Raw genomic sequence first — 20,612 nt, 5'->3', positions numbered from 1 at the left:
ATCTAGCGGGCGGCAAAGGGATCGGGCCGCTTACAGACCGGCTGGGTTTGCGTGCCCCACAGGCTGTCCTGGGGCACCCAGCCGCGCTCAGACCCGACCGAAATCCGGCACCAGCCGTCCTTGCACTTATCCAGCGACGCCAGAGCGCGTGGCCGGATAATCGCCTTGGTACGGGACTCTGACTTAGGCGAGGCCTTGAGTTCCAGCTTATGGCCCTCCGGCGTCAGGGCATTGGTCTTACCCGACAACAGATTGGCCGCCACCCAGCCGGTATTGCCGTCCGGATCGCAAATCAGCCGCCATTCGCGGGTCTCAGATATAATCTGCACCGGCAGGCCTTTGACGCGGTAAGCCCACAGGATTTTATGATCTTTGGACGGCCCGGCGCGTGTATAGATCTTGTTAGATCGCATAATGCCCCAGCGCGGCACCGGATTGCCCGACGGCGTATCAGTTGTGACAGCGCTATCATCGGCCAGAGCCAGACCGCCGGATAGGCTCGCCAGCATAAAAATCGCCGCCACAGCCAACATCCGGTTGATTTTCTTGCGAAATAGCAGGTTTTGCACGCTTAAGTCTCGACGGGCGGGGTAAGATTGATTAAGGACTGTAGCAGAAGTTTACGCAACGATGGGTCATTGGGGCTTCGGTCAGATTTAACGGCCGCAGGTTCAGATTTGGTTAACATAATCATAATAACCCGCCACCGGATGACTTCGGCCATTGCTTGCGACTACCACCGGAGCCACAAGACCTCATCATGAGCGCCAAAAAGCTTAAAGTCTTCGTCACCGTCAAACTGCCCGACAGTGTGGAAACGCGCCTGCGCGAACTGTTCGACACGACCCTGTGCCCGGACAAGCGCCCCATGCCGCGCGAAAAGCTGCTGGAGGCGGCACAATCCGCCGAAGTGATCATCTCATCCATCAATGATCAGATCGATGCCGATTTTTTTGCCGCCGCCGGTGAACCGCTCAAAATGGTCGCTAATTTCGGCGTCGGCTATGACCATATCGATATCCAGAGCGCCGCCGACAAAGGCATCATCATCACCAACACCCCCGGCGTCCTGACCGAAGACACCGCCGAGATGACCATGGGCCTGATACTCGCCGTGGCGCGCCGCTTCGTCGAAGGCGCCGAAACGGTTCAGCGCGGTGAGTTTTCCGAATGGTCGCCGACCTTCATGATGGGTCGGCGCATCTATGGCAAACGACTGGGCATTATCGGCATGGGCCGCATCGGTCAGGCGCTGGCTCGCCGCGCCAAGGCTTTTGGCATGAGCGTCCATTACCATAACCGCAAGCCGGTCAGCGCCCGCATCGCCGAGGAAATTGGTGCGACCTACTGGGACAATCTCGACGACATGCTGCCGCGCATGGATGTGGTCTCGGTCAATTGCCCGCGCACGCCGGAGACGTTTCATCTGCTGAACGCCGAACGGTTGGGGCTGTTGTCGCCCAACGCTATCATCGTCAACACGGCGCGCGGTGAGATTATCGATGAGACGGCGCTGGCCCATCTGCTGCGCGAACATAAGATCGCCGGCGTCGGCCTTGATGTCTATGAGCGCCTGCCGGGGATTAATCCGGAACTGTTCGGCCTGCCCAATGCGGTGCTGCTGCCACACATGGCGTCATCAACCATCGAAGCCCGTCAGGACATGGGCGACCGGGTGATCCTGAATATCAAGACCCTTCAGGACGGCCACCGTCCGCCCGACCGGGTTATTCCGGCGATGATATAGGGCCTCGGAGAAAAGTCCTTCGCTCCGCTCAGTGTACTTTTCTCCGCAAGTTTAAGAGAGCCTAAATTTATACTCCCCCGGCGTGCCGGGGGAGGTGGCGCGGCGCTTTAGCGACGTGACGGAGGGGGGCAACGAGCCACCCCCAACGGTGGGGTTAACGGTCGCAAGTTTACCCCCTCTTTCATTTAAGCAAAGCTTAATTGAAAGCTCCCCCTGCAACAGGGGGAGTTCTTAAAGCAGTCCGTACTGTCCGGCTAAATCCTTAAGCGACACCAGCGGCCGCGGGCCATAGTGGCCAATGACCTCAGCCGCCGCCATAGCCCCCAACCGCCCGCAGGTATAAAGATCAAGCCCACGCGACAGGCCAAACATCGCCCCCGCCGCATACTGATCACCGGCACCGGTCGTATCGACCAGACTATCGACATCAAACACCGGCACCAGAACCGTGTCATCCTTGGTCAGAATCACCGAACCCTGATCCGAGCGGGTCACAAAGGCCAGATCTACCTTGCCCCGCAGAGCAGTCTGGGCCGCGAAGAAATCATCGGTTTCATACATGGCCAGCAATTCGGATTCGTTCGCGAACACGATGTCGATGTGCTGGTCAATGAACGGCAGCAAATCCGCGCGCCAACGATCAACCACAAAGCTATCTGACATGGTGATCGCCGTTTTACGGCCTGCCGCGCGCGCCAGTTCGGACGCCTTGACAAAAGCCTCGCGCCCGGTTGGCGTATCGAACAGATAGCCTTCGAGGTAGACAATGTTTGAGGCCTGAATCAGCGCCGGATCAACATCGGCAGGGCCGACTTTCGCCGCAGCCCCTAAAAACGTCGCCATGGTGCGCTGAGCGTCCGGGGTGATATTGATAAGGCAACGCCCCGTGGCGATATCGCCATCAAACACCGCCGTGTCAAACTGTACGCCCTGCGCCTTCATATCGTGGCGGAAGACCTTACCCAGTTCGTCATCGGCGACCTTACCGATATAGCCACATTTGCCGCCCAGCGACGCCGCCCCGGCGATAGTATTGCCGGCCGATCCGCCTGAGGCCAGTTCCGCCTGCGCCATGACGCCGTAAAGGCTTAAGGCGCGATCCTGGTCGATCAGGGTCATCGCCCCTTTGGCCAGATTTTGTGCGGTCAGAAACGCGTCATCGGCGGGGGCCAGAACATCGACAATGGCGTGGCCGACGGCGGTGACATCATAGGGTGCAGTCATGTGATAATATCCGTTTGATTTTCGCTTCCCTCATGCGCATAAAACGCCTCATGAGCAAGTCTTTATTGATCCTGACCCCAAACCCTGACCACCCGTCCCACCACGGGCGCTGGCCCTATGTGCTGGAGGCCCTGCGGGCAGCGCTGTATGACCTTGATCTGGATGTATTCGATCAACCGTGGTCTGAGCCGGTCATCACGCCCTATGATCTGATCTGTCCACTGGTGGCATGGGGCTATCACAATGCGCCGGATGATTTCAGACGTGCCCTGGCCCAGATCAAGGCCAAAGGTCACCGTTTTCTGAACCCCGCCGAGATCGTGGCCTGGAATGTTGATAAGCGGTACCTGCGTGATCTGGCGCAGGCCGGTGTGCGCACCATTCCGACCGCCTTTGTTGATCAGGTAACGCCGGAAAATATGGCCGCCGCGCGGGCTGATTTCGGCCAGGACGCTTTGGTGCTTAAACCCGTAGTGTCAGCCGGTGCTAAAAACACTCTGATCTGGGAAGGGGCTGATGTGCCTGCAGATGCCCCGCAATCTGAGGCCATGATCCAGCCCCTGATGCGGGCTATTCAGACCCAGGGCGAATGGTCTTTGCTGTTTTTCGGCGGCGACTTTTCTCATGCCGTCCTGAAAACGCCCAAGGCTGGCGATTTCCGCTCACAGCCTGATTATGACGCCCATCTGCGGGTTGAAACCCCGCCGGAGGCAGCCCTGCAACTGGCCCATGATGCGCTTGAGTTTGTGGGCCGCGATAGCGTGCTCTATGCCCGCGTCGATATGGTGCGCGATGAGCAAAACCGGTTCTGCCTGATGGAACTGGAACTGATCGAGCCAGATCTGTACTTAAAGTATGATAACGACGCGCCGGAGCGACTAGCCAAGGCCTTCGCCGCCGCCCTGCATATCGGCTGTGGGTGTCACTGAAAACAACTCTGAAATCAAAGATTTCAGAGTGAGGTAACTATATTGCACTCTCGAACTTGAGCGGGCGCGACATCAGGGCCGAAACCGTGTCCTCGACCCCCGCCTCACCAGCCAGAATCGCCGCCACCGCCTCGCAGATCGGCAGTTCGACCCCCAGCTTTTTCGCCAGATGCACCACGGCAGGGGCGGATTCGACCCCTTCGGCGACTGAGACCTTACCGGCCAGGGCCTGCTCAAGCGTCTGACCACCGCCCAGCGCCAACCCGACACTCATATTGCGCGACTGCGGTGACGAGCAGGTCAGCACCAGATCACCCAGCCCGCACAGCCCCGCCACGGTTTCCTTTTTCGCCCCCAAAGCCACGGCAAAGCGCAAAATCTCGGCAAAGCCGCGCGTGATCAGGGCGGCATGGGCATTCCGCCCCAGTCCGCGCCCTTCGGAAATACCGCAGGCAATCGCCAGCACATTTTTCAGCGCGCCCGCCGCTTCCGCGCCAATCATGTCGTCGGAATGGTAAGGCCTGAAGGTCGGCGTCGCCAGGGTGTGAATAATCTGCGCCCCCAGATCGACATCGGGACAGGCCAGGGTCACCGCCGCCGGTAACCCCCGCGCCACTTCGGCGGCAAAACTCGGCCCCGACAGGACGGCGGGCCTCGCATTGGGCAGGGTCTCCGCCAGCACTTCGTTCATCAATGCGTCCGTGCCGCGCTCGACCCCTTTGGCGCACAGCACGATCGGCACACCATCGCTGATGAACGGGGCCAGAGCGTTTAAGGTCGACCGCATATGCTGGGCCGGCGGCACCGCCAGTATCAATTCACACTCTGCCAGATCAGAAAGGTTGGCGGTCGCTCTGACCTGCGGCAACAGGTCGATGCCTTTCAGGTAAATCTCATTGCGTTGGGCCGTGTTGATCGATTCCACCACCTCAGCTTCGCGAGCCTGCAAGATCACCTCGCGACCGGCACGCGCACAGACCTGCGCCAAGGCCGTCCCCCACGCCCCGGCGCCTATAACGCCAACTCGATCAAAATGATCGGCTAATTTAAGTTTCTTCACGCTTTCGCTCCCTTGCGACCGCTTACCTTATGGACGGGCGATGATGCCGCCGCCGCCTCATCCAGCGGCCAGCGCGGCCGCGCCACCGTGGCCATTGATCCCATCATGTCAGCACGTTCAGCCGCATCCATCAGGCTGAACCGTTCCAGTCCGGCCAAGGCAATCATAGCCGCGTTGTCGGTGCAATAGGCCATCGGCGGGGCGACGAACCGAAAGCCATGCTTATCCGCAAGTTTAGTGAGTTCAGCCCGCACAGTTTTGTTGGCCGCCACACCACCTGCCACCACAAAGGCCGGTTTGCCGTCCCCGTGTGCGAAGGCCGTCATGGCCCGTTCCGAGCGCTCACACAATTGCCGCGCAATCGCGGCTTGTACCGAGGCACACAGATCGGACCGGTCCTGCGGGGTTTTAACCTGATCGGTGGCGACCTTGGCGGCGGCAGTTTTCAGGCCCGAAAATGAGAAATCGCAATCCTTGCGGCCCAGAAGTGCGCGCGGCAGGGTAAATCGCGTGGCATCGCCATCCGCCGCACATGCCTCCAGCGCCGGCCCGCCGGGATAGCCCAGCCCCAGAACCTTGGCGATCTTATCAAAAGCTTCACCGGCCGCGTCATCAATGGTGGTGCCAAGGCGCTGATAATCGCCGATACCGCGCACGTTGAGCAACTGACAATGACCACCCGAAACCAGCAGCAGCAGATAGGGAAACGCGACCGGCTCGGCCAAAAGCGGCGACAAGGCGTGGCCCTCCAGATGATTGACCCCGATCAGCGGCAAACCCCGCGCCAGCGCAAAACCTTTGGCAAACGACAGCCCCACCATCACCCCGCCGATCAGACCGGGGCCTGCGGTGGCGGCCACCGCATCAAGCTCGGCCTCATCAAAGCCTTTGGTCTTGGCCTCACTCAGCGCCCGGCGGCACAGGTCATCGATGGTTTCGACATGGGAGCGGGCGGCGATTTCCGGCACGACTCCGCCATAAACCGCGTGGGCGGCGATCTGCGAATGAATGACCGACGATAAGACCTCGACCTGCCCGCCGCGCTTACGCACCACCGACACGGCGGTCTCATCGCAGCTTGATTCCACGCCTAATACGCACAGGTCATCATCCGGTGCGGGCTTTTGCGATGGATCGGAGATTGCTAAGGTCATAAGGCTCTTGTAACGGGGTACATATTATAGATTGGCCACTGTCTTTCCCGTCAGATGGGCGTGCGTCAAGCGTTTTGCCAGCTTTTTTGAGTTTAAGATTCCATGATACGACTGAAAATCGGCACCCGCGGCTCCAAACTGGCCACCACGCAATGCGCACTCGTCCAGCGTCAGATTGTCGCGGCGTTAGGCGAAGATGTGGCCCGCGCCGATGAGATTGCGCCGCTTACCATCATTTCGACCCAGGGCGACCGCATTCAGGATCGCCGCCTGATCGAGGCCGGTGGCAAGCAGTTGTTCACCAAGGAAATCGAAGATGCCCTGCTGCGCGGTGATATCGATGTCGCCGTCCATTCGCTCAAAGACATGCCGGCCAATGAGGTTGAGGGCTTAAGCATCGCCGTCTTTCCGGTACGCGAAGACCCGCGCGACGCCTTTGTCAGCGTGAAATATCAAAGCCTGATGGATATGCCCGCCGGTGCGAAACTCGGCACGGCCAGCCTGAGACGGCAAGCTCAGGCGCTTCATGTGCGACCCGATATCGAGGTCGTCATGTTGCGCGGCAATGTCGATACCCGCCTGAAAAAGCTAGAGGCCGGGGACTGCGACGCTATCCTTTTGGCGGCGGCGGGACTTAATCGTCTCAGCCTGTCGCACCACATCAAATCCTATATCGATCCCGATCAGTTCGCCTGCGCCCCTGGTCAGGGCGCCTTGGCGGTGCAGTGCCGCACCGCCGATATCGATCAGGACTGGATCCGAAAACTGCACCATGTCCCGACCCATATCTGCATCTCGGCCGAGCGTGGGGCGCTGGAGGCACTCGAAGCCTCCTGCCGCACGGCGGTGGGTGCCTATGCCAAACTCAGTGATGACCATACCCTGACCCTGTTCACTGAGGCCTTAAGCGCCGATGGCACAACCCGCTGGCAAAGGCGGGCGAAACTGGCCAACCCGACGGTCGAAAGTGCGCGCACTTTAGGGCTCCGGTTGGGGCACGAAATCCGCGAGGAAGCCGGTGACGATCTCATTCAGTATCTGGGTTAGGCCATGAAGGTATGGGTCACGCGGACGGCTAACCGGGCGCACAAGACCGCCGCCGCGGTTGAGGCGTTGGGGTTTGAAGCCCTGATTGACCCGGTGCTCAAGGTTGAGCGCCTGCCGACTCCGCCCCTACCTGATGTGACTGACGCCATAGCCTTCACCAGCCGCAGCGCGGTTGAGATATTCGCCAAAACCTATACCTTACGCACTGCGACGACGTTTTGCGTTGGTGACGCTACCGCCGATGCGGCCCGCGATCAGGGTTTCTCTACGGTGCTGAGTGCGGCGGGTGACGGACGCGCTGTGTTTGAATTGATCTGTCAGCACAGGCCGCAGGCCGTGATCGTCTGCGCCCCCGAAACCCCCGCCGCCCCCCTGACGCAGTGGTTGACTGACGCAGGCATTAGCGCCCACGAATTACCGCTTTACCGCACCATCACGATCACGCCCCATGCAGCTCTGAACGCCATAGACGACATAGATATTATCCTGCTGCATTCCGCAAAAGCGGCACGGTTCATCGGTGAAATGCTGCGCACAAAAACAGGCCCTGACACCGCAAAACGCCTGACGTTTATAGCCATTTCCAAAGCCTGCGCTGAGGTACTTAAAACTGGCCTAAACCCTCCCTCGGATAGCCACAGTGCCATTGAACGCGAAAATGTGTCTGAAAATTCGCCTAAACTACTGATTTCGCAGTTCCCAGACGAAGCCTCTATGCTTATGCTCCTGAGCGATATCCCGCGTTAGAGCATATTTCGATCAAATTGATCCGAAATATGCTCTAAATATTTGTTTGGTCGCTCTTTCTTATCCAATAAGTGAAGACACTTATTGGGAAAACGCTCTAACCCTTTAAAGATACGCGAAGCCTTGATGACTGACCCAGATACTCCGCCAGTTGATGCTATGTTGCCCACGGGGCCTGATGCGGCCAATCAGAACAGCCGCGCCGTCCTGAAAGAAAAATGGGCGCGCACGCCACTGATGATCGCCATCGCCATACCGCTGCTGTTCATTGTCGCGGCCTTTGTGTTCATGGGGCTGGGCATATTCAAGGATGTGGGGGGCAAATCCGCCCCCGCGACCGATGTTCAAACTCAGGCAGCGATCGCCGAATTGCGCGCCCAGGTTCAGGCACTTAAGGCCCCCACGCCTGCGGTCAACCCCACGACTACCCAAACCACTCCAGCGCCCCTCGATGCCCCTGCCGCCCCGGTCTACAGCGACCCCTCAGCTTTGGCGCGCCTGTCGCAGCGCATTGATGAACTCGAAGCCCGCCAGCGTGAAGTGACCTCTGCCGCCGCCGCCGTTGAGGCTGCCACCGCCCTGCAACTAGCCGCCCGCAGCGCCCAGCCGTTTTCCGCCCAATTGACGGCGGCGGAGCGGACCCTGACCGACCCGTCACCACTGGCCGCCTTACGCCCCCATGCCGACAAGGGTGTCATGTCCGAAGCGGCGCTGGCCATCGAATTCCCGGCCTATGCCGCCAAGGCCCACGCCACGGTCAAGGCCCCCGAAGACCGCAACACCATCTGGAGCGGCGTGCTGGATGCTATTGGCTCTGTGATCTCCATCCGTCCCCTTAACCGCGTCGAAGGCAGTGATGTCGATGCCACCTTGCGCCGCGCCGAACTGCGGCTCAATCAGGGGGATCTGAGCGGTGCCATGACCCATATCGACGCCCTGCCCACCCCGGCCCAGCACGCCCTGTCGCCGTGGCTGGATCAGGCCCGCGCCCGCCTGTTGATTGATGCGACCACCCGCCGGATCAGTGAGACCGCCCTTAAGCAATTGTCCGCGACCGCGCCGCAAACCTCAGCAGCCGCAATCCCCGGAGGCACCCTGTGATCAGAACCTTTCTCATTCTTCTGGCCATTACGGTTCTGGTCACCTTGGGGATTGGGGCGGCCGGCGAAGCAGGCACGGCCAGCCTGATCTGGATGGGTTACCGCGTTGATACGTCGGCGACCGCCGCCATTATCCTGATCGGTTTTCTGGCCCTGACCGCCGTCTGCTTCTGGAATCTGGCCCTGTGGCTGTCGCGTTCCCCGCAGCGTCAGGCCCGCGCAAAAGCTGAAGCCCGCCGCCGTCAGGCTGATGATACTTTAAGCAAGGGCTTTGTCGCTATTGCCGCCGGTGACGGGGCCGAAGCCCGCCGTCATGCCGTCAAGGCTATTGATCTCAGCGACAATGTGCCTCTGGTGCGGGTCTTAGGGGCGCTGGCCGCCGAAACCGCTCAGGACGATGTCGCCACCAAGGCCGCCTATTCGGCCATGCTGAGCGTGCCGGAACTGAAACTGGCGGGCCTCAAAGGGCTGATGACTCTGGCGCAAAAGCAGGGCGACCGCCTTGAAGCCATTCGTCTGGCCGAAGAGGCCTACAGCCAGACCAAACCGGCCATGTGGGCGTTTCGCACCCTGTTTGAAGCCCGCCTGACCGCCGGGGAGTGGGCCGAAGCGCTTGACCTGATCGAAGGCGCTTTGGGCCGCAAGCTGATCTCACCGATATATGCCGAACGGGCGCGGGCCTCACTGATGGCCGCGTCGGCTGCCCGCATGGAAACGGCGGCAGATACCGCCACCCGCGAGCAGGCGCTTGATTACGCCGTGCGCGCCGCCAAGCTCCAGCCGCAGTTCGCCCCCGCCGCCATCATGGCCGGTCGTCTGCTGGCCGCCCACAATAAGCTGGGTCGGGCCGAAGATGTGCTTGAGGCCGCCTATGCCGCCCAGCCCCATCCGGCGATCTGGCTGGCGTACCGCGATCTGGTCAATGACGAGACCCCGCGTGACCGTGCCCGCCGTCTGCAAGGGCTGGTCGACCGCAATCCGGCCCATCGCGAAAGCCGCCTGCTTAACTTAGAGCGCGCCCTGATGACCCACACCAAGGCCGATATCCGCACGGCCATGGCAGCCTTAGAACCCGATCTGGCCGAAGAGGTGGTGACCCGGCGGGTGTGCGGCCTGATGGCCAAGGCGTGCCTGGGGCTTCAGGACATGGACGGGGCCCGCAACTGGGTCGCCAAGGCGTCTCTGGTCAAGGCCGAGCCGGACTGGTCCGACCTTGATCCAGAGGGCAAGGCCTTTGCCTATTCGCCCGCTGACTGGGCGCAACTGGTGTTAAGCTATGCCGAAAAAGGCACGCTGGTGCATCCACGCTTTGAGCGGGATGAACGCACCCTGTCCGAGCTACCCGATCTGGTGTCGCGCTATATGCCGTCCATGCCGTTCGTCAAGGCGGCACAAAAGGCGGCGACCTTCGTGCCCCTGCCGGATGATCCGGGTATCTATGATGACGCCCTGCGCGGCGATGATGCGGAGGCACCGCCGGTCCCGGCTCCCAAACCGCGCGCGAAACGGGCACCTGCCAAAACCAAATAAGAAATCCCGATAAAAATGAGCGCTGCGGCCTTGGCAAAGACCACGGTCATGTGTAAAGAAACGCCCCTGTCGACTGGCCGGGGCGTTTCTTTTTATTCCCCGCCTGCGCAACGTGCCGCATTAGCTCAGCTGGTAGAGCACCGCATTCGTAATGCGGGGGTCAGGTGTTCGAGTCACCTATGCGGCACCACTACCTTGTCCAGCAAAATCCGAGCAAGGTTGAAAAATCCAACAAAATCTGTTACTTTAGGCGTTAGGTGGCCACTAGCGTCCGCCCTCGTCCGCCTGCATTTTGGCGAATTTGGGGGCCTCCGTGGGGGCCTTTGCAAATTGCGAAAATGAAAGGCCCCCAAATGGCACTCACCGATATCGCGTTGCGTAATGCCAAGCCGATGGCAAAGCCCTACAAACTCACCGACGAAAAGGGCCCTCTATCTTCTCGCCACACCTTCGGGTGGACGATTATGGAAGCTGAAATTCAGAAACAAGGCGTGCGCTGGGAAAAAACTCTCTCTCGGAGCGTACCCGGAGGTCAGCCTGAAACAAGTTAGAGAGCGGCGGGACGAAGCCCGGCGCATGCTTTCCAACGGCGTTGACCCTGCTGAACAGAAACGCGTCGATAAGCACACTGCTGAAATCAGCGCCGCCAACACATTCGACGTTGTGGCCAAAGCCTATATCGCCAAGAACCAACGCGACGGACTGGCGGAAGCCACGATTCAAAAGCGATAGTGGTTTAGCCATATTTGACCGTCTCGCTGTCCGGATTGGCGGCCTCTATAATCCGGTTCAAAGGATCGAAACTATTCTGCCAGGTCTTGCCACGCCCATCGACCGTCTGTTTCAGGTTGCTGACCTTGTCATAAGCCAACTGGGTCGGGTTCGTACTTGCTACTCCCAAGGTTTGGATTACCTGAGTGGGCAGATCGAAAACCGTACTCCACGTCGTATTGGTGGTCCGCGCAGATGGTGTACCAAAACCTTCAATAGTCTGAGTAACTTGGCCCTTGGTGTTGCGAGTAAATTTAGTTATCCGCCCCTTGTCATCAGTGGATTGGGTAACCTGATAGTTGGCGTTGTAGGTAAGCAATTACACGCTCGTGGGGTGAAAATTCGCTATACCAATATTGGTCATGCTAAGTTCGTCCTTGAAAATATTGTTAACCATCCCGCCAACAGTTAATGGGTATAGCGCCTTTTTTTATAATATTATAATCGGACAAACGATTGCTACATTTAGGAAAATGCATAACAATGGTAAATATTTAAGGACTATTATAACTTACGATAAGGCACCATGAAGATCGCCGCTATCATAAGGGCACATCATAAACCAGATTTGCTCAAAACCTTGGTGGACCGGCTGTCCGTCACCGGAATGTGGTCGATTTACATTCATGTAAACCGGACTTCAAACATTACAAAATTTCATGACGTTATTGATAAATCTCTGTTTTTAGATTCTCGGCTCACGGTGAGGTGGTCCGGATTCAGTATGGTAGAGGCCACTTTGCTATTGCTCAAAACAGCCTACGCCAATTCGAAAAATACCCACTTTTATCTAATGAGCGGTCAGGATTTCCCCCTCAAAAGTGACGCATACATTCGCGATCATCTCGCGGACAAGGCGTTTGGAAATTTTATACAGGTTTTGCCCATGCCACAATGGCACAAGCCACTGGACCGGCTCAATCGCTGGCATTTTCGCGACCTTCCCGTTATTGCCCCTCAATCGTCCATTCGCGCACGGTTGCGAAGGTTCTCGCCGCCTCGCAACATGGACAATCTATTACGGGGGCTCATACCCTTTGGCGGTTCAGCCTGGTGGTTATTGAGCCGTGATACAGTGGGCAAGATGCTCAGCTATATTGAAAAGAACCCTTGGTACCTTAAGGCGTTCGCGTTCTCGGCGTTTGCTGACGAAATGTTTTTCCAAACCTTATTCGTCCATCTGGATTTGAAAGCTGAGGATGCCGCCCCCACGTCTGCGTACTGGCTGCCCGGGCAGTCAAACCCGGAAATCATCACACATGATATCTATTTTCATATGCAGGAGGGCTGGCATTTCATGGCGCGTAAGTTCGACGAAGTTTACCCCTGGATGTTACCTCTGAACCTATAATAGGACGCCCTGATCATCGCTTCAACAGCAGCAATATAGTCATTTATTCATGTGTAAACATTGTATAAAATTTCACCTAATACGGAAGGGTGCGACACGATATGAGGCGTTGGGAAAACCCACTAATTGAAGCGGTCGGCTTACGAGACTTACTCAAAGAAGACTTCAGGCAGCATCATCGTGACTGGACCCGCCCCGGCTTTCGGGCGTTAGCCGTTTACAGATTTGGAACCTGGGCCCGAAGCCGCGGATCAAAGCCTGTGCGTATGGTATTCTCGCTGCTACATCTGCTCATGTTCCGGCATGTTCGCAATCACTATGGTATAGAAATCTCTTACAAATGCCGGATTGGCCGACGCTTTGAGATCGGTCACCAGCATGGCATCGTCATCCATGAATACGCGACGATTGGCGACGATTGCGTGATCCGGCAGGGTGCCACCCTCGGCATCGGCGGCATCTCCCGCGGTACGCCTGTAGAAGATACAGGGCCCATCATCGGCGACCGGGTTGATATCGGTGCCGGTGTCATGATTATTGGCAAGGTCACCATTGGCAGTGACGTTAATATTGGCCCTAATGCGGTGATCCTCAGCGATGTTCCCTCAAACACCACGGTGCTGGCACCGTTTCCCAAGATTCTGCCCCGCCGCACGCCCCCATCCGCCTCTGACACAACCGCTCAGGCTGAATGACCAATGACTCAGGTGGATACAGTTGTGATCGGCGCCGGCGTTATAGGCCTGGCTGTGGCGCGGGCACTTGCACTGAATGGGCGTGAAACCCTTATTTTGGAAGCCGAAGATAGCTTTGGCACCCAGACCTCCTCGCGCAACAGCGAAGTCATCCATGCCGGGATCTATTACCCGCCCGGCTCCCTCAAAGCCCGGCTATGCCGTGACGGTCGCACACAGCTTTATGACTATGCCAAAAGCCGCAACATTGAGTTTAACCCCTGCGGTAAGCTGCTGGTGGCGACCACCGAGGCGGAACTGCCCAAACTCGAAGCCATCGCCGAAAACGCCCGCTTAAGCGGCGTACATGACCTGATCCGGCTATCCGCAGATGAAGCTCATACGCTGGAACCAGAAGTGACGTGCGTAGGCGGTTACCTGTCACCTTCCACCGGCATTATTGATGTGCATGGGTTTATGCTGGCCCTGCTAGGGGATTTTGAAAATGCCGACGGCACGCTGGTGTGCGGCACCCCCGTCGTAAGTTGGGCCGTTGAGGCCAATGGGTTTGTGCTTGAGACCGGCGGGGCCGATCCGATGACGCTTAGGGCGCGCAGGGTGATCAATGCCGCCGGACACGGTGCGCCGCGTCTGTTGCAGGACTTGAGCGCCTATGCCCCGCCCTGCCCTCAATACTTTGCAAAGGGCAATTACTTTTCCCTGACAGGTCGCTCACCCTTTAAGCGGCTGGTCTACCCGATGCCGGAAGCCGCCGGTCTTGGGGTTCATGCGACGATTGACTTAAGCGGACGGGTAAGGTTTGGCCCGGACGTTGAATGGGTGGCCCATGATCAGGATCTGAAGGTTGATCCCGCCCGCGCGGAGGTTTTTGCCGCCGCCATCAGACGTTACTGGCCAAACCTGCCGAACGGGGCACTGATACCCGACTATGCCGGGATCAGGCCTAAGATACACGCGCCCGATCAACCCATGCCAGATTTTCGCATCGAAGGGCCGCAAAGTCACGGCATCAGCGGGCTTATCAACCTGCTGGGCATCGAAAGCCCCGGTATGACGTCGGCGCTGGCTTTGGCCGCCCATGTGGCGGGTATGCGTTTTGAGACCTGAAGGCTTTAGTTTGGAAAATACGCAGATACCAATTCTTAAGGCTGATATTTAAGTTTTTCTGAAGCATTTGGCCTCATGTCAGGTATGAGTATTGCATTGCATATAAATCAGAAGTTTCGTGTCACATCGGTGTTACGAAACGATCCATTTAAGATAGATTTCCAATCGGGCGCAAAGGGGCGGCTGCCAATGAGAATTTTAATTGCCGGAAACATGGGTTATGTCGGGCCCACCGTAGTACGCCACTTACGCGCCACTCATCCCGATGCCATCCTGCATGGTTTTGACAATGCCTATTTTGCCCATTGCCTGACCGGCAGTGTGACCTTACCGGAGCGGGCTCTGGATGAGCAGTTTTACGGCGATGTCCGCACCCTGTCGGCAGAGCGCCTGAGCGGCTATGACGCCGTGGTCGAACTGGCCGCCATCTCGAACGATCCGATGGGCAATCAGTTCGAAGCCGTGACCTTTGACATCAATCAGGGCTGCGTGGTCTCTATCGCCAAGGCCGCGGCCGCAGCCGGTGTCAAAAACTTTGTCTTTGCCTCTAGCTGTAGCGTCTACGGCATTGCGGCAGGTGGCCCGCGCTCTGAGACCGACCCGCTCAACCCGATCACCGCCTATGCCAAGTCCAAGATCGGTGCCGAAGGGGAACTGTCAGCCCTTGAGACCGACATGGTCATCACCTCGCTGCGCTTTGCCACGGCCTGCGGTATGTCGGATCGCCTGCGGCTTGATCTGGTGCTCAATGATTTTGTGGCCTGCGCCCTGTCGCAAGGCGAAATTACGGTATTGTCCGATGGCTCGCCCTGGCGCCCGCTAATCGATGTGGCCGACATGGCTCGCGCCATCGATTGGGCTGCGACCCGCTCAGCCGATAACGGCGGGCAGTATCTGGCCATCAATGCCGGCTCCAACGACCGCAACTATCAGGTGCGTGATCTGGCCAAGGCCGTGTCCGAAGCCGTACCCGGCACAAAGGTCTCCATCAACCTAGATGCCCCGGCCGACAGCCGCTCCTATCAGGTCTGTTTTGACCTCTATAAATCCCTGGCTCCGAACCATCAGCCGCAGGTTAACCTGAAACAATCGATCGAAAACCTGATCGAGGGCCTGACGCGCATGAACTTCAAGGACGCGCAGTTCCGCAATTCCGAGCTTATGCGCCTGAAGGTACTCCAGGGGCATATTTCGCAAAACCGCCTGAACCTGGCGCTCGAGTGGCAATCCTGAAATACGCCGTCCATAATTGGACCCACAATTCATAAGTACAAGCGTTCCCATCCTTAGCCGCACCCCATAAGCCTTAAACATCCGGGGATGCACAAAACCGCAAAGGGAATAAAGTGGTAAAAGTGGCATTACTGGCCGGGGGCTTTGGCACCCGTCTGAGCGAAGAAACCAGCATCCGGCCAAAGCCTATGGTCGAAATCGGCGGCCGGCCGATCATGTGGCACATTATGAAGCTCTATGCCCATTACGGGCTGAACGATTTTGTGGTTCTGGGCGGCTATAAGGTTGAGTTCATCCGCGACTATTTCCTGCGTTATCAGTCGATGGTCAGCGATTTCACCATCGATCTAGGCACCGGCAAGGTCGACTGGCTGGAGGCCCGCACTGAAAACTGGCGCGTCACTGTGCTCGATACCGGCCCCGACACCATGACCGCGGGCCGCATCAAGCGCGCGCAGGCGCACCTCGGCAATGAAACCTTCTGCCTGACTTACGGCGACGGCGTGGCCGATGTAAATATTGCCGAACTGCTTGAGTTCCATAAAAACCAAGGGCGCTGGTGCACCGTCACTGCCGTCACCCAGCCGGGCCGGTTCGGGGCACTGTCCCTCACGGACGACCGCACCCAGGTGCGCGGGTTCCGCGAAAAGGGCACCCATGACGGCGGCCTGATTAATGGCGGCTTTTTTGTGTGCGAGCCTGAAATTTTCAGCGTCATCGATGGCGATCATCAGATGTGGGAAGAAGCCCCGATGGACCGAATCGTTGAGGCCGGGCAACTGTCCAGCTATCATCACCACGGCTACTGGCAGAGCATGGATTCCCTGCGCGACAAGATGACCCTCGAAAACATCTGGTCGTCGGGCAAGGCGCCGTGGAAGGTGTGGAAAGACTAAGCATGATCATCGTCGATACCGCCCTTAAAAAACGTCACGCCGACAATAATCCGATCCGCGTCGCCATAGTTGGTGCCGGTTTTCAGGGGCGCGGCATAGCGCTGAAAATCATCTCCGCGACCCCCGGCATGGTTCTGGCGGGTATAGCCAACCGCAATATCGACCCGGCGCTGGCGGCCTATCGTGAGGCCGGAGTCGAGCCTGCCACAGCCTCTACAAAAGCCGAAATCGAAGCCCTTATCCGTGAGGGTAAGCCGGTCGCTACCACTGACGCCATTGCGCTCGCGACCGCCGACGGGATTGATGCCGTGGTCGAAGTGACCGGCTCGCTCGAATACGCCGCCCATGTCGTGGTCGCGGCCCTTGAGGCCGGTAAACATGTCGTGCAGATGAATGCCGAACTGGATGGCACCATCGGCCCGATCCTGAAAGTCAAGGCCGATGCCAAGGGCGTGGTCTATTCGTTCTCGGACGGCGACCAGCCGGGCGTGCAGATGAATCTGGTGCGCTTTGTCGAAGGTCTGGGTGTCAAGCCCGTCCTGTGCGGCAATATCAAGGGCCTGCACGACCCCTATCGCAACCCGACCACCCAAAAGGCCTTTGCCGAAAAGTGGGGGCAAAAGCCGGCGATGGTCGCCTCCTTTGCCGACGGCACCAAGATCTCGTTCGAGCAGGCCATTGTCGCCAATGCCACCGGCATGACGGTCGCCAGACGCGGCATGGTAGGCCCTGATTTTTCCGGCGGCAATCCCGGCGCGCCTCTGGTGCCGCTGGAGGATACGGTCAGCGCCTTTGCCGAACATCTGGACCGCGTATTGGCCGAAGGTGGCGAAGGCATAGTTGACTACGTTGTGGGCGCGCGCCCCGGCCCCGGCGTGTTCGTGCTGGGCACGATCGACAATGCCCGTCAGCAGCACTACCTCAATCTCTATAAGCTCGGCACCGGCCCGTACTATTGCTTCTACACCCCCTACCACCTCTGCCATTTCGAGGTGCCGACCTCAGTGGCGCGGGCGGTTCTGTTTGATGATCCGGTATTGACCCCAAAGGCCGGACCGGTTGTGGGAGTTATCGCTTTGGCTAAAAAAGACCTTCAAGCCGGTGAAACGGTCGAAGAACTGGGCGGCTATGAAGTTTATGGTGTGGCGGAAAATATCGATGTCATCCGCCGTGAAAACCTGATCCCCATCGGTCTGGCGCTAGGTGCCACCTTGCGCCGTTCTGTCCCAAAAGATCATGCGCTGACCTTTGATGACCTCGATCTGCCGCCGGGCCGCCTGATCGATCAGCTCTATGCCGAGCAGGAAGCTATGTTTGCGCCCCAAATGGCCATAGCCGGAGCCGCCCAATGATATTTCATGAGACCACGCTCAAAGACGCCTGGCTGATTGAGTTGCAAAAACGCGGTGATGAGCGCGGCTTTTTTGCCCGCACCTATTGCGAAACCGAGTTTGCGGCCCACGGCCTTGTGACCCGCTATGTTCAGCAGAACACGTCGTTTTCCAAGGATAAGGGCACCCTGCGCGGGATGCATTTTCAGCGCGCAGATGCCGCCGAGGCCAAGCTGGTACGCTGCCTGCGCGGCGCAATTATGGACATCATTGTCGATCTTCGTGGCAGCTCGCCGACCTATATGCAGCACGAAGCCTTTGAACTGACCGACGAAAACCGCCATCAGCTCTATGTGCCGCCGGGCTTTGCCCATGCGTTTCAGACCCTGACAGATGATGTCGAGGTCAGCTATCTGGTGTCATCGCCCTATACGCCATCGGCCGAAGGCGGCCTGCGCTATGACGACCCGGCATTAGGTATAAACTGGCCGGTGCCCGTCAGCGTGATTTCGGATAAGGATCGCGTCTGGCCGTTACTGTCGGCCGATGCCGAACCGATTTTTGCGTAAGCGCCGAGGAACTAAAAGCGATGGGCGGCAACTTCCGGTTAATCAGTGATACAGCGGCAAACCCTGTGGGCACAGGGCAGCCTCTGATCACGATCGCTGTAACCACAAACAACCGCTCCCAAAAGGCTGCGGAACTGATCACCGCCCTGCGCCCGCAACTGGACCCTGAGCGCAATGAACTGCTGATCATCGACAGCGGTTCAAATGCCCAGCACGCCCAGACATTGATTGAAACGGCGCAAATGCCGGGATCGAACAGCGCGCGTGTGCGGCTGATCCGGCTGGATGTTTCAGGCTCATCGCGCGCCCGCAATCTGGCGCTGGCCTGCGCGAGCGGAAAATGGGTGGCGTTCATTCATGACGACGCCCTGATCTCCGATGACTGGGTGCAGGCCTTATTCCATGCCATTAACAGCGTACCGGAAAACTGCGCCATCATCGGCGGACCGGTCGTGCCGGAATTCGATGGCGACACCTCTCACCTGACCGATGCGTGGCGCATCCTGATCTACCCCTACCCCGCCCGCGAAGGCGACTGCACCCAAAACCCAATGATCACGGGTGCAAACCTGATGGTGCGCCGTGATGTCGCTATTGCGGTGGGTGGCCATGATATGACTTTGGGGCGTCACGGTGACCTTTTGATGAGCGGCGATGAACGCATCATGGTCAACCGCATGATCGCCAATGGCTGGCGGCTGTGGGTGTTTGCCGAAATGGCCATCCGCCGCATAATTCCCAGCGACCGCCTGACCCTGAAATGGGCGAAACAGCGCATGTTCTGGGAAGGCGTCACTGAGCGCCGCGAAGCGCACCTTATGGGCACTAATCCGGGACTGGGGCGCAACCTGTGGCTAGGCCTGAAACTTGCCGGACACTTCCTGATGTGCCTCATGCCCATAGAAGCGACCAAACACCACCTCAGTCTGGCGTGGCATGAAGGCTATATTCACGAATGGTTGTTCCCCGCTAAAATCCCGCCGGCCTGAGAAGTGTACAAGATCGATATCCCTACAAGTCAAAATGACTGATACATATGCAAGGTATTTACTCTTAAACTGATAACTACAACCGTCACACACAAGTAAATTTGTGGCATCTATTTATTTCACATAAAACTTCAAACCACTGCCCCTCTGGAGCATGCTTCATTCAGACAGAACATGTGGCCTAAAGAGGGAGTATCTGCCCCTGCGCGCCCGGTGCAGACATTCGTCAAAAGCCAAAAAATCCCATTACCGGGCTTTCACGGGATCCACTTCTAGTTCCGCCCGATAGCGAGTATCCGCCCATCAGTTTGTCAACTCGGATGTACTAAATGGCGGGGGGCGATGTCGCTAAACACCTAATCTCCAACTCAGACTATAAACTTTTTCACGCGCGCTTAGCTGTCGCAAAATCTTCATGCACTTTTTCAAAATACTTACTTATAAGCGATCCGCCGCTTGACAATTTGGACGCACCTGTGTCGGACATCCGCGATATAGATATTTGGTTTATCGATGAGGTATTGCCCCATGAGGCGCGTTATCTGTCGATCGCGGCACGATTGACCGGTGATCCTGACGCCGCCGCCGACCTTGTGCATGACGCTTATGCCCGTCTGTTTGAAACCGACGCATGGCGAGTTATAGACAGTCCGCCCGCCTATGTCATGCGCATGGTACGCAATCTGGCTATTGCCAAGCTGAGACGATCACGCATTGTTAAATTTGAGGCACTGAGTGAAACCTACGCCCTGGAAAGTGCGGACCCGACGCCAGACCCATATGAAATTACCAGTGCCCGGCAAAGTCTGCGCCATGTTGCCCACGCGATAGCCGGACTTCCTCAGCGCTGTCGGGAGGTCTTGGAGTTGCGCCGGTTTCATGATTTGACGTCGCGTGAGATTGCCATACATCTTGGACAGAGCCTGTCTACCATTGAAAAGCGACTGGCGCGGGGACTGTTTTTGTTGGCGCAAGCCAAGCACAAACCGCGTTCAAAAGACGGCAAAACAACCCGTACTCGCGCCGATCCTGTAAACAAGTCCATACTTTAGTCAAAAACGCGCCCAAATTTGGCGGAATCGGCTTGTTCAAGCGTCTAACTTATGAACAGTACACGGAATCCTCGCGCCAT

Annotated in this window: 22 protein-coding genes and 1 tRNA gene; 18 read left to right on the top strand and 5 right to left on the bottom strand. The window is 58.0% G+C overall.

The genetic code is table 11. The annotated features are described in order from the left end of the window. Window positions 1–2: 2 nt before the first annotated feature. Window positions 3–569, bottom strand: coding sequence for an SH3 domain-containing protein (locus OVA03_RS14055; RefSeq protein ID WP_267525657.1), 567 nt, complete (start codon window positions 567–569; stop codon window positions 3–5). A 191-nt stretch (window positions 570–760) separates the two neighbouring features. On the opposite strand from OVA03_RS14055, the gene OVA03_RS14050 reads away from it, so the two are divergent. Beyond that, window positions 761–1,747 (top strand): 2-hydroxyacid dehydrogenase, encoded by a 987-nt coding sequence (locus tag OVA03_RS14050; RefSeq protein WP_267525655.1) that lies wholly within the window; start codon window positions 761–763, stop codon window positions 1,745–1,747. A 231-nt stretch (window positions 1,748–1,978) separates the two neighbouring features. Here OVA03_RS14050 and OVA03_RS14045 read toward each other — a convergent pair whose 3' ends face one another. Further along, complete coding sequence (locus OVA03_RS14045; protein ID WP_267525653.1) at window positions 1,979–2,971, bottom strand: adenosine kinase; 993 nt, start codon at window positions 2,969–2,971, stop codon at window positions 1,979–1,981. 50 nt (window positions 2,972–3,021) lie between these two features. Here OVA03_RS14045 and OVA03_RS14040 point away from each other — a divergent pair, with 50 nt between their 5' ends. Next, window positions 3,022–3,900 carry an ATP-grasp domain-containing protein gene (locus tag OVA03_RS14040; RefSeq protein ID WP_267525651.1) on the top strand — a complete coding sequence of 293 codons (879 nt, stop codon included), beginning with the start codon at window positions 3,022–3,024 and terminating at the stop codon, window positions 3,898–3,900. Between the two features lie 37 nt (window positions 3,901–3,937). Here the strand turns inward: OVA03_RS14040 and OVA03_RS14035 are convergent, their stop codons facing one another. Both OVA03_RS14035 and tsaD read right to left on the bottom strand, forming a co-directional pair. Further along, complete coding sequence (locus OVA03_RS14035) at window positions 3,938–4,960, bottom strand: NAD(P)H-dependent glycerol-3-phosphate dehydrogenase (protein WP_267525649.1); 1,023 nt, start codon at window positions 4,958–4,960, stop codon at window positions 3,938–3,940. Beyond that, window positions 4,957–6,114: a tRNA (adenosine(37)-N6)-threonylcarbamoyltransferase complex transferase subunit TsaD gene (tsaD, locus tag OVA03_RS14030; RefSeq protein WP_267525647.1), complete on the bottom strand. Its 1,158-nt coding sequence runs from the start codon at window positions 6,112–6,114 to the stop codon at window positions 4,957–4,959. Before tsaD ends, OVA03_RS14035 begins: the two co-directional genes overlap by 4 nt. 102 nt (window positions 6,115–6,216) lie before the next feature. Here tsaD and hemC point away from each other — a divergent pair, with 102 nt between their 5' ends. The 7 genes from hemC (at window position 6,217) to OVA03_RS17080 (ending at window position 11,270) form a co-directional block, all read left to right on the top strand. Further along, window positions 6,217–7,161 (top strand): hydroxymethylbilane synthase, encoded by a 945-nt coding sequence (hemC, locus tag OVA03_RS14025; protein WP_267525645.1) that lies wholly within the window; start codon window positions 6,217–6,219, stop codon window positions 7,159–7,161. 3 nt (window positions 7,162–7,164) lie between these two features. After that, entirely contained in the window at window positions 7,165–7,908 is a 744-nt protein-coding gene (locus OVA03_RS14020) for a uroporphyrinogen-III synthase (protein ID WP_267525643.1), read from the top strand. A 126-nt stretch (window positions 7,909–8,034) separates the two neighbouring features. Next, window positions 8,035–9,009: a COG4223 family protein gene (locus OVA03_RS14015; RefSeq protein ID WP_267525640.1), complete on the top strand. Its 975-nt coding sequence runs from the start codon at window positions 8,035–8,037 to the stop codon at window positions 9,007–9,009. Then, window positions 9,006–10,538 carry a heme biosynthesis protein HemY gene (locus OVA03_RS14010; RefSeq protein WP_267525638.1) on the top strand — a complete coding sequence of 511 codons (1,533 nt, stop codon included), beginning with the start codon at window positions 9,006–9,008 and terminating at the stop codon, window positions 10,536–10,538. The genes OVA03_RS14015 and OVA03_RS14010 overlap by 4 nt, the downstream gene beginning before the upstream one ends. A 114-nt stretch (window positions 10,539–10,652) precedes the next feature. Then, window positions 10,653–10,728 (top strand) — tRNA-Thr (locus OVA03_RS14005). Between the two features lie 163 nt (window positions 10,729–10,891). Continuing rightward, window positions 10,892–11,089, top strand: coding sequence for a hypothetical protein (locus OVA03_RS14000; protein ID WP_267525636.1), 198 nt, complete (start codon window positions 10,892–10,894; stop codon window positions 11,087–11,089). Continuing rightward, window positions 11,010–11,270: an integrase arm-type DNA-binding domain-containing protein gene (locus tag OVA03_RS17080; protein WP_420710510.1), complete on the top strand. Its 261-nt coding sequence runs from the start codon at window positions 11,010–11,012 to the stop codon at window positions 11,268–11,270. The genes OVA03_RS14000 and OVA03_RS17080 overlap by 80 nt, the downstream gene beginning before the upstream one ends. A 4-nt stretch (window positions 11,271–11,274) precedes the next feature. Here the strand turns inward: OVA03_RS17080 and OVA03_RS13990 are convergent, their stop codons facing one another. Then, window positions 11,275–11,628, bottom strand: a complete 354-nt coding sequence (locus OVA03_RS13990; RefSeq protein ID WP_267525630.1) for a hypothetical protein — start codon at window positions 11,626–11,628, stop codon at window positions 11,275–11,277. 207 nt (window positions 11,629–11,835) lie between these two features. Here OVA03_RS13990 and OVA03_RS13985 point away from each other — a divergent pair, with 207 nt between their 5' ends. The 9 genes from OVA03_RS13985 (at window position 11,836) to OVA03_RS13945 (ending at window position 20,532) form a co-directional block, all read left to right on the top strand. Then, window positions 11,836–12,660: a beta-1,6-N-acetylglucosaminyltransferase gene (locus OVA03_RS13985; RefSeq protein ID WP_267525628.1), complete on the top strand. Its 825-nt coding sequence runs from the start codon at window positions 11,836–11,838 to the stop codon at window positions 12,658–12,660. Window positions 12,661–12,926: 266 nt separating this feature from the next. After that, window positions 12,927–13,355, top strand: a complete 429-nt coding sequence (locus OVA03_RS13980) for a serine O-acetyltransferase (protein WP_267527731.1) — start codon at window positions 12,927–12,929, stop codon at window positions 13,353–13,355. 3 nt (window positions 13,356–13,358) lie between these two features. Then, window positions 13,359–14,462, top strand: coding sequence for an NAD(P)/FAD-dependent oxidoreductase (locus OVA03_RS13975; protein WP_267525626.1), 1,104 nt, complete (start codon window positions 13,359–13,361; stop codon window positions 14,460–14,462). A 189-nt stretch (window positions 14,463–14,651) separates the two neighbouring features. After that, entirely contained in the window at window positions 14,652–15,695 is a 1,044-nt protein-coding gene (locus OVA03_RS13970; protein WP_267525624.1) for an NAD-dependent epimerase/dehydratase family protein, read from the top strand. Window positions 15,696–15,808: 113 nt separating this feature from the next. Further along, complete coding sequence (gene rfbF / locus OVA03_RS13965) at window positions 15,809–16,591, top strand: glucose-1-phosphate cytidylyltransferase (protein WP_267525622.1); 783 nt, start codon at window positions 15,809–15,811, stop codon at window positions 16,589–16,591. A 2-nt stretch (window positions 16,592–16,593) separates the two neighbouring features. Further along, entirely contained in the window at window positions 16,594–17,943 is a 1,350-nt protein-coding gene (locus OVA03_RS13960; RefSeq protein WP_267525620.1) for an NAD(P)H-dependent oxidoreductase, read from the top strand. Continuing rightward, on the top strand, window positions 17,940–18,491 hold the full coding sequence (rfbC, locus tag OVA03_RS13955) for a dTDP-4-dehydrorhamnose 3,5-epimerase (RefSeq protein ID WP_267525619.1): 552 nt from the start codon (window positions 17,940–17,942) through the stop codon (window positions 18,489–18,491). Before OVA03_RS13960 ends, rfbC begins: the two co-directional genes overlap by 4 nt. A gap of 65 nt (window positions 18,492–18,556) precedes the next feature. Next, window positions 18,557–19,480 (top strand): glycosyltransferase family 2 protein, encoded by a 924-nt coding sequence (locus OVA03_RS13950; protein WP_267525616.1) that lies wholly within the window; start codon window positions 18,557–18,559, stop codon window positions 19,478–19,480. 476 nt (window positions 19,481–19,956) lie between these two features. Next, complete coding sequence (locus OVA03_RS13945) at window positions 19,957–20,532, top strand: RNA polymerase sigma factor (RefSeq protein WP_267525615.1); 576 nt, start codon at window positions 19,957–19,959, stop codon at window positions 20,530–20,532. Window positions 20,533–20,612 lie beyond the last annotated feature (80 nt).

It is taken from the genome of Asticcacaulis sp. SL142, from assembly GCF_026625745.1.
Lineage (GTDB): Bacteria > Pseudomonadota > Alphaproteobacteria > Caulobacterales > Caulobacteraceae > Asticcacaulis.
This window is presented reverse-complemented; position numbering and strand designations above follow the sequence as displayed.

Excerpts from the sequence above, each read along its gene's own strand:
- OVA03_RS13985 (WP_267525628.1), top strand. The coding sequence starts at position 11,836 with ATGAAGATCGCCGCTATCATAAGGGCACATCATAAACCAGATTTGCTC.
- OVA03_RS13980 (WP_267527731.1), top strand. The coding sequence starts at position 12,927 with ATGGTATTCTCGCTGCTACATCTGCTCATGTTCCGGCATGTTCGCAAT.
- OVA03_RS13960 (WP_267525620.1), top strand. The coding sequence starts at position 16,594 with ATGATCATCGTCGATACCGCCCTTAAAAAACGTCACGCCGACAATAAT.
- rfbC (WP_267525619.1), top strand. The coding sequence starts at position 17,940 with ATGATATTTCATGAGACCACGCTCAAAGACGCCTGGCTGATTGAGTTG.
- tsaD (WP_267525647.1), bottom strand. The coding sequence starts at position 6,114 with ATGACCTTAGCAATCTCCGATCCATCGCAAAAGCCCGCACCGGATGAT.
- OVA03_RS13970 (WP_267525624.1), top strand. The coding sequence starts at position 14,652 with ATGAGAATTTTAATTGCCGGAAACATGGGTTATGTCGGGCCCACCGTA.
- OVA03_RS14050 (WP_267525655.1), top strand. The coding sequence starts at position 761 with ATGAGCGCCAAAAAGCTTAAAGTCTTCGTCACCGTCAAACTGCCCGAC.
- OVA03_RS13975 (WP_267525626.1), top strand. The coding sequence starts at position 13,359 with ATGACTCAGGTGGATACAGTTGTGATCGGCGCCGGCGTTATAGGCCTG.
- OVA03_RS14015 (WP_267525640.1), top strand. The coding sequence starts at position 8,035 with ATGACTGACCCAGATACTCCGCCAGTTGATGCTATGTTGCCCACGGGG.
- OVA03_RS14045 (WP_267525653.1), bottom strand. The coding sequence starts at position 2,971 with ATGACTGCACCCTATGATGTCACCGCCGTCGGCCACGCCATTGTCGAT.
- hemC (WP_267525645.1), top strand. The coding sequence starts at position 6,217 with ATGATACGACTGAAAATCGGCACCCGCGGCTCCAAACTGGCCACCACG.
- OVA03_RS14020 (WP_267525643.1), top strand. The coding sequence starts at position 7,165 with ATGAAGGTATGGGTCACGCGGACGGCTAACCGGGCGCACAAGACCGCC.
- OVA03_RS14040 (WP_267525651.1), top strand. The coding sequence starts at position 3,022 with ATGAGCAAGTCTTTATTGATCCTGACCCCAAACCCTGACCACCCGTCC.
- OVA03_RS14000 (WP_267525636.1), top strand. The coding sequence starts at position 10,892 with ATGGCACTCACCGATATCGCGTTGCGTAATGCCAAGCCGATGGCAAAG.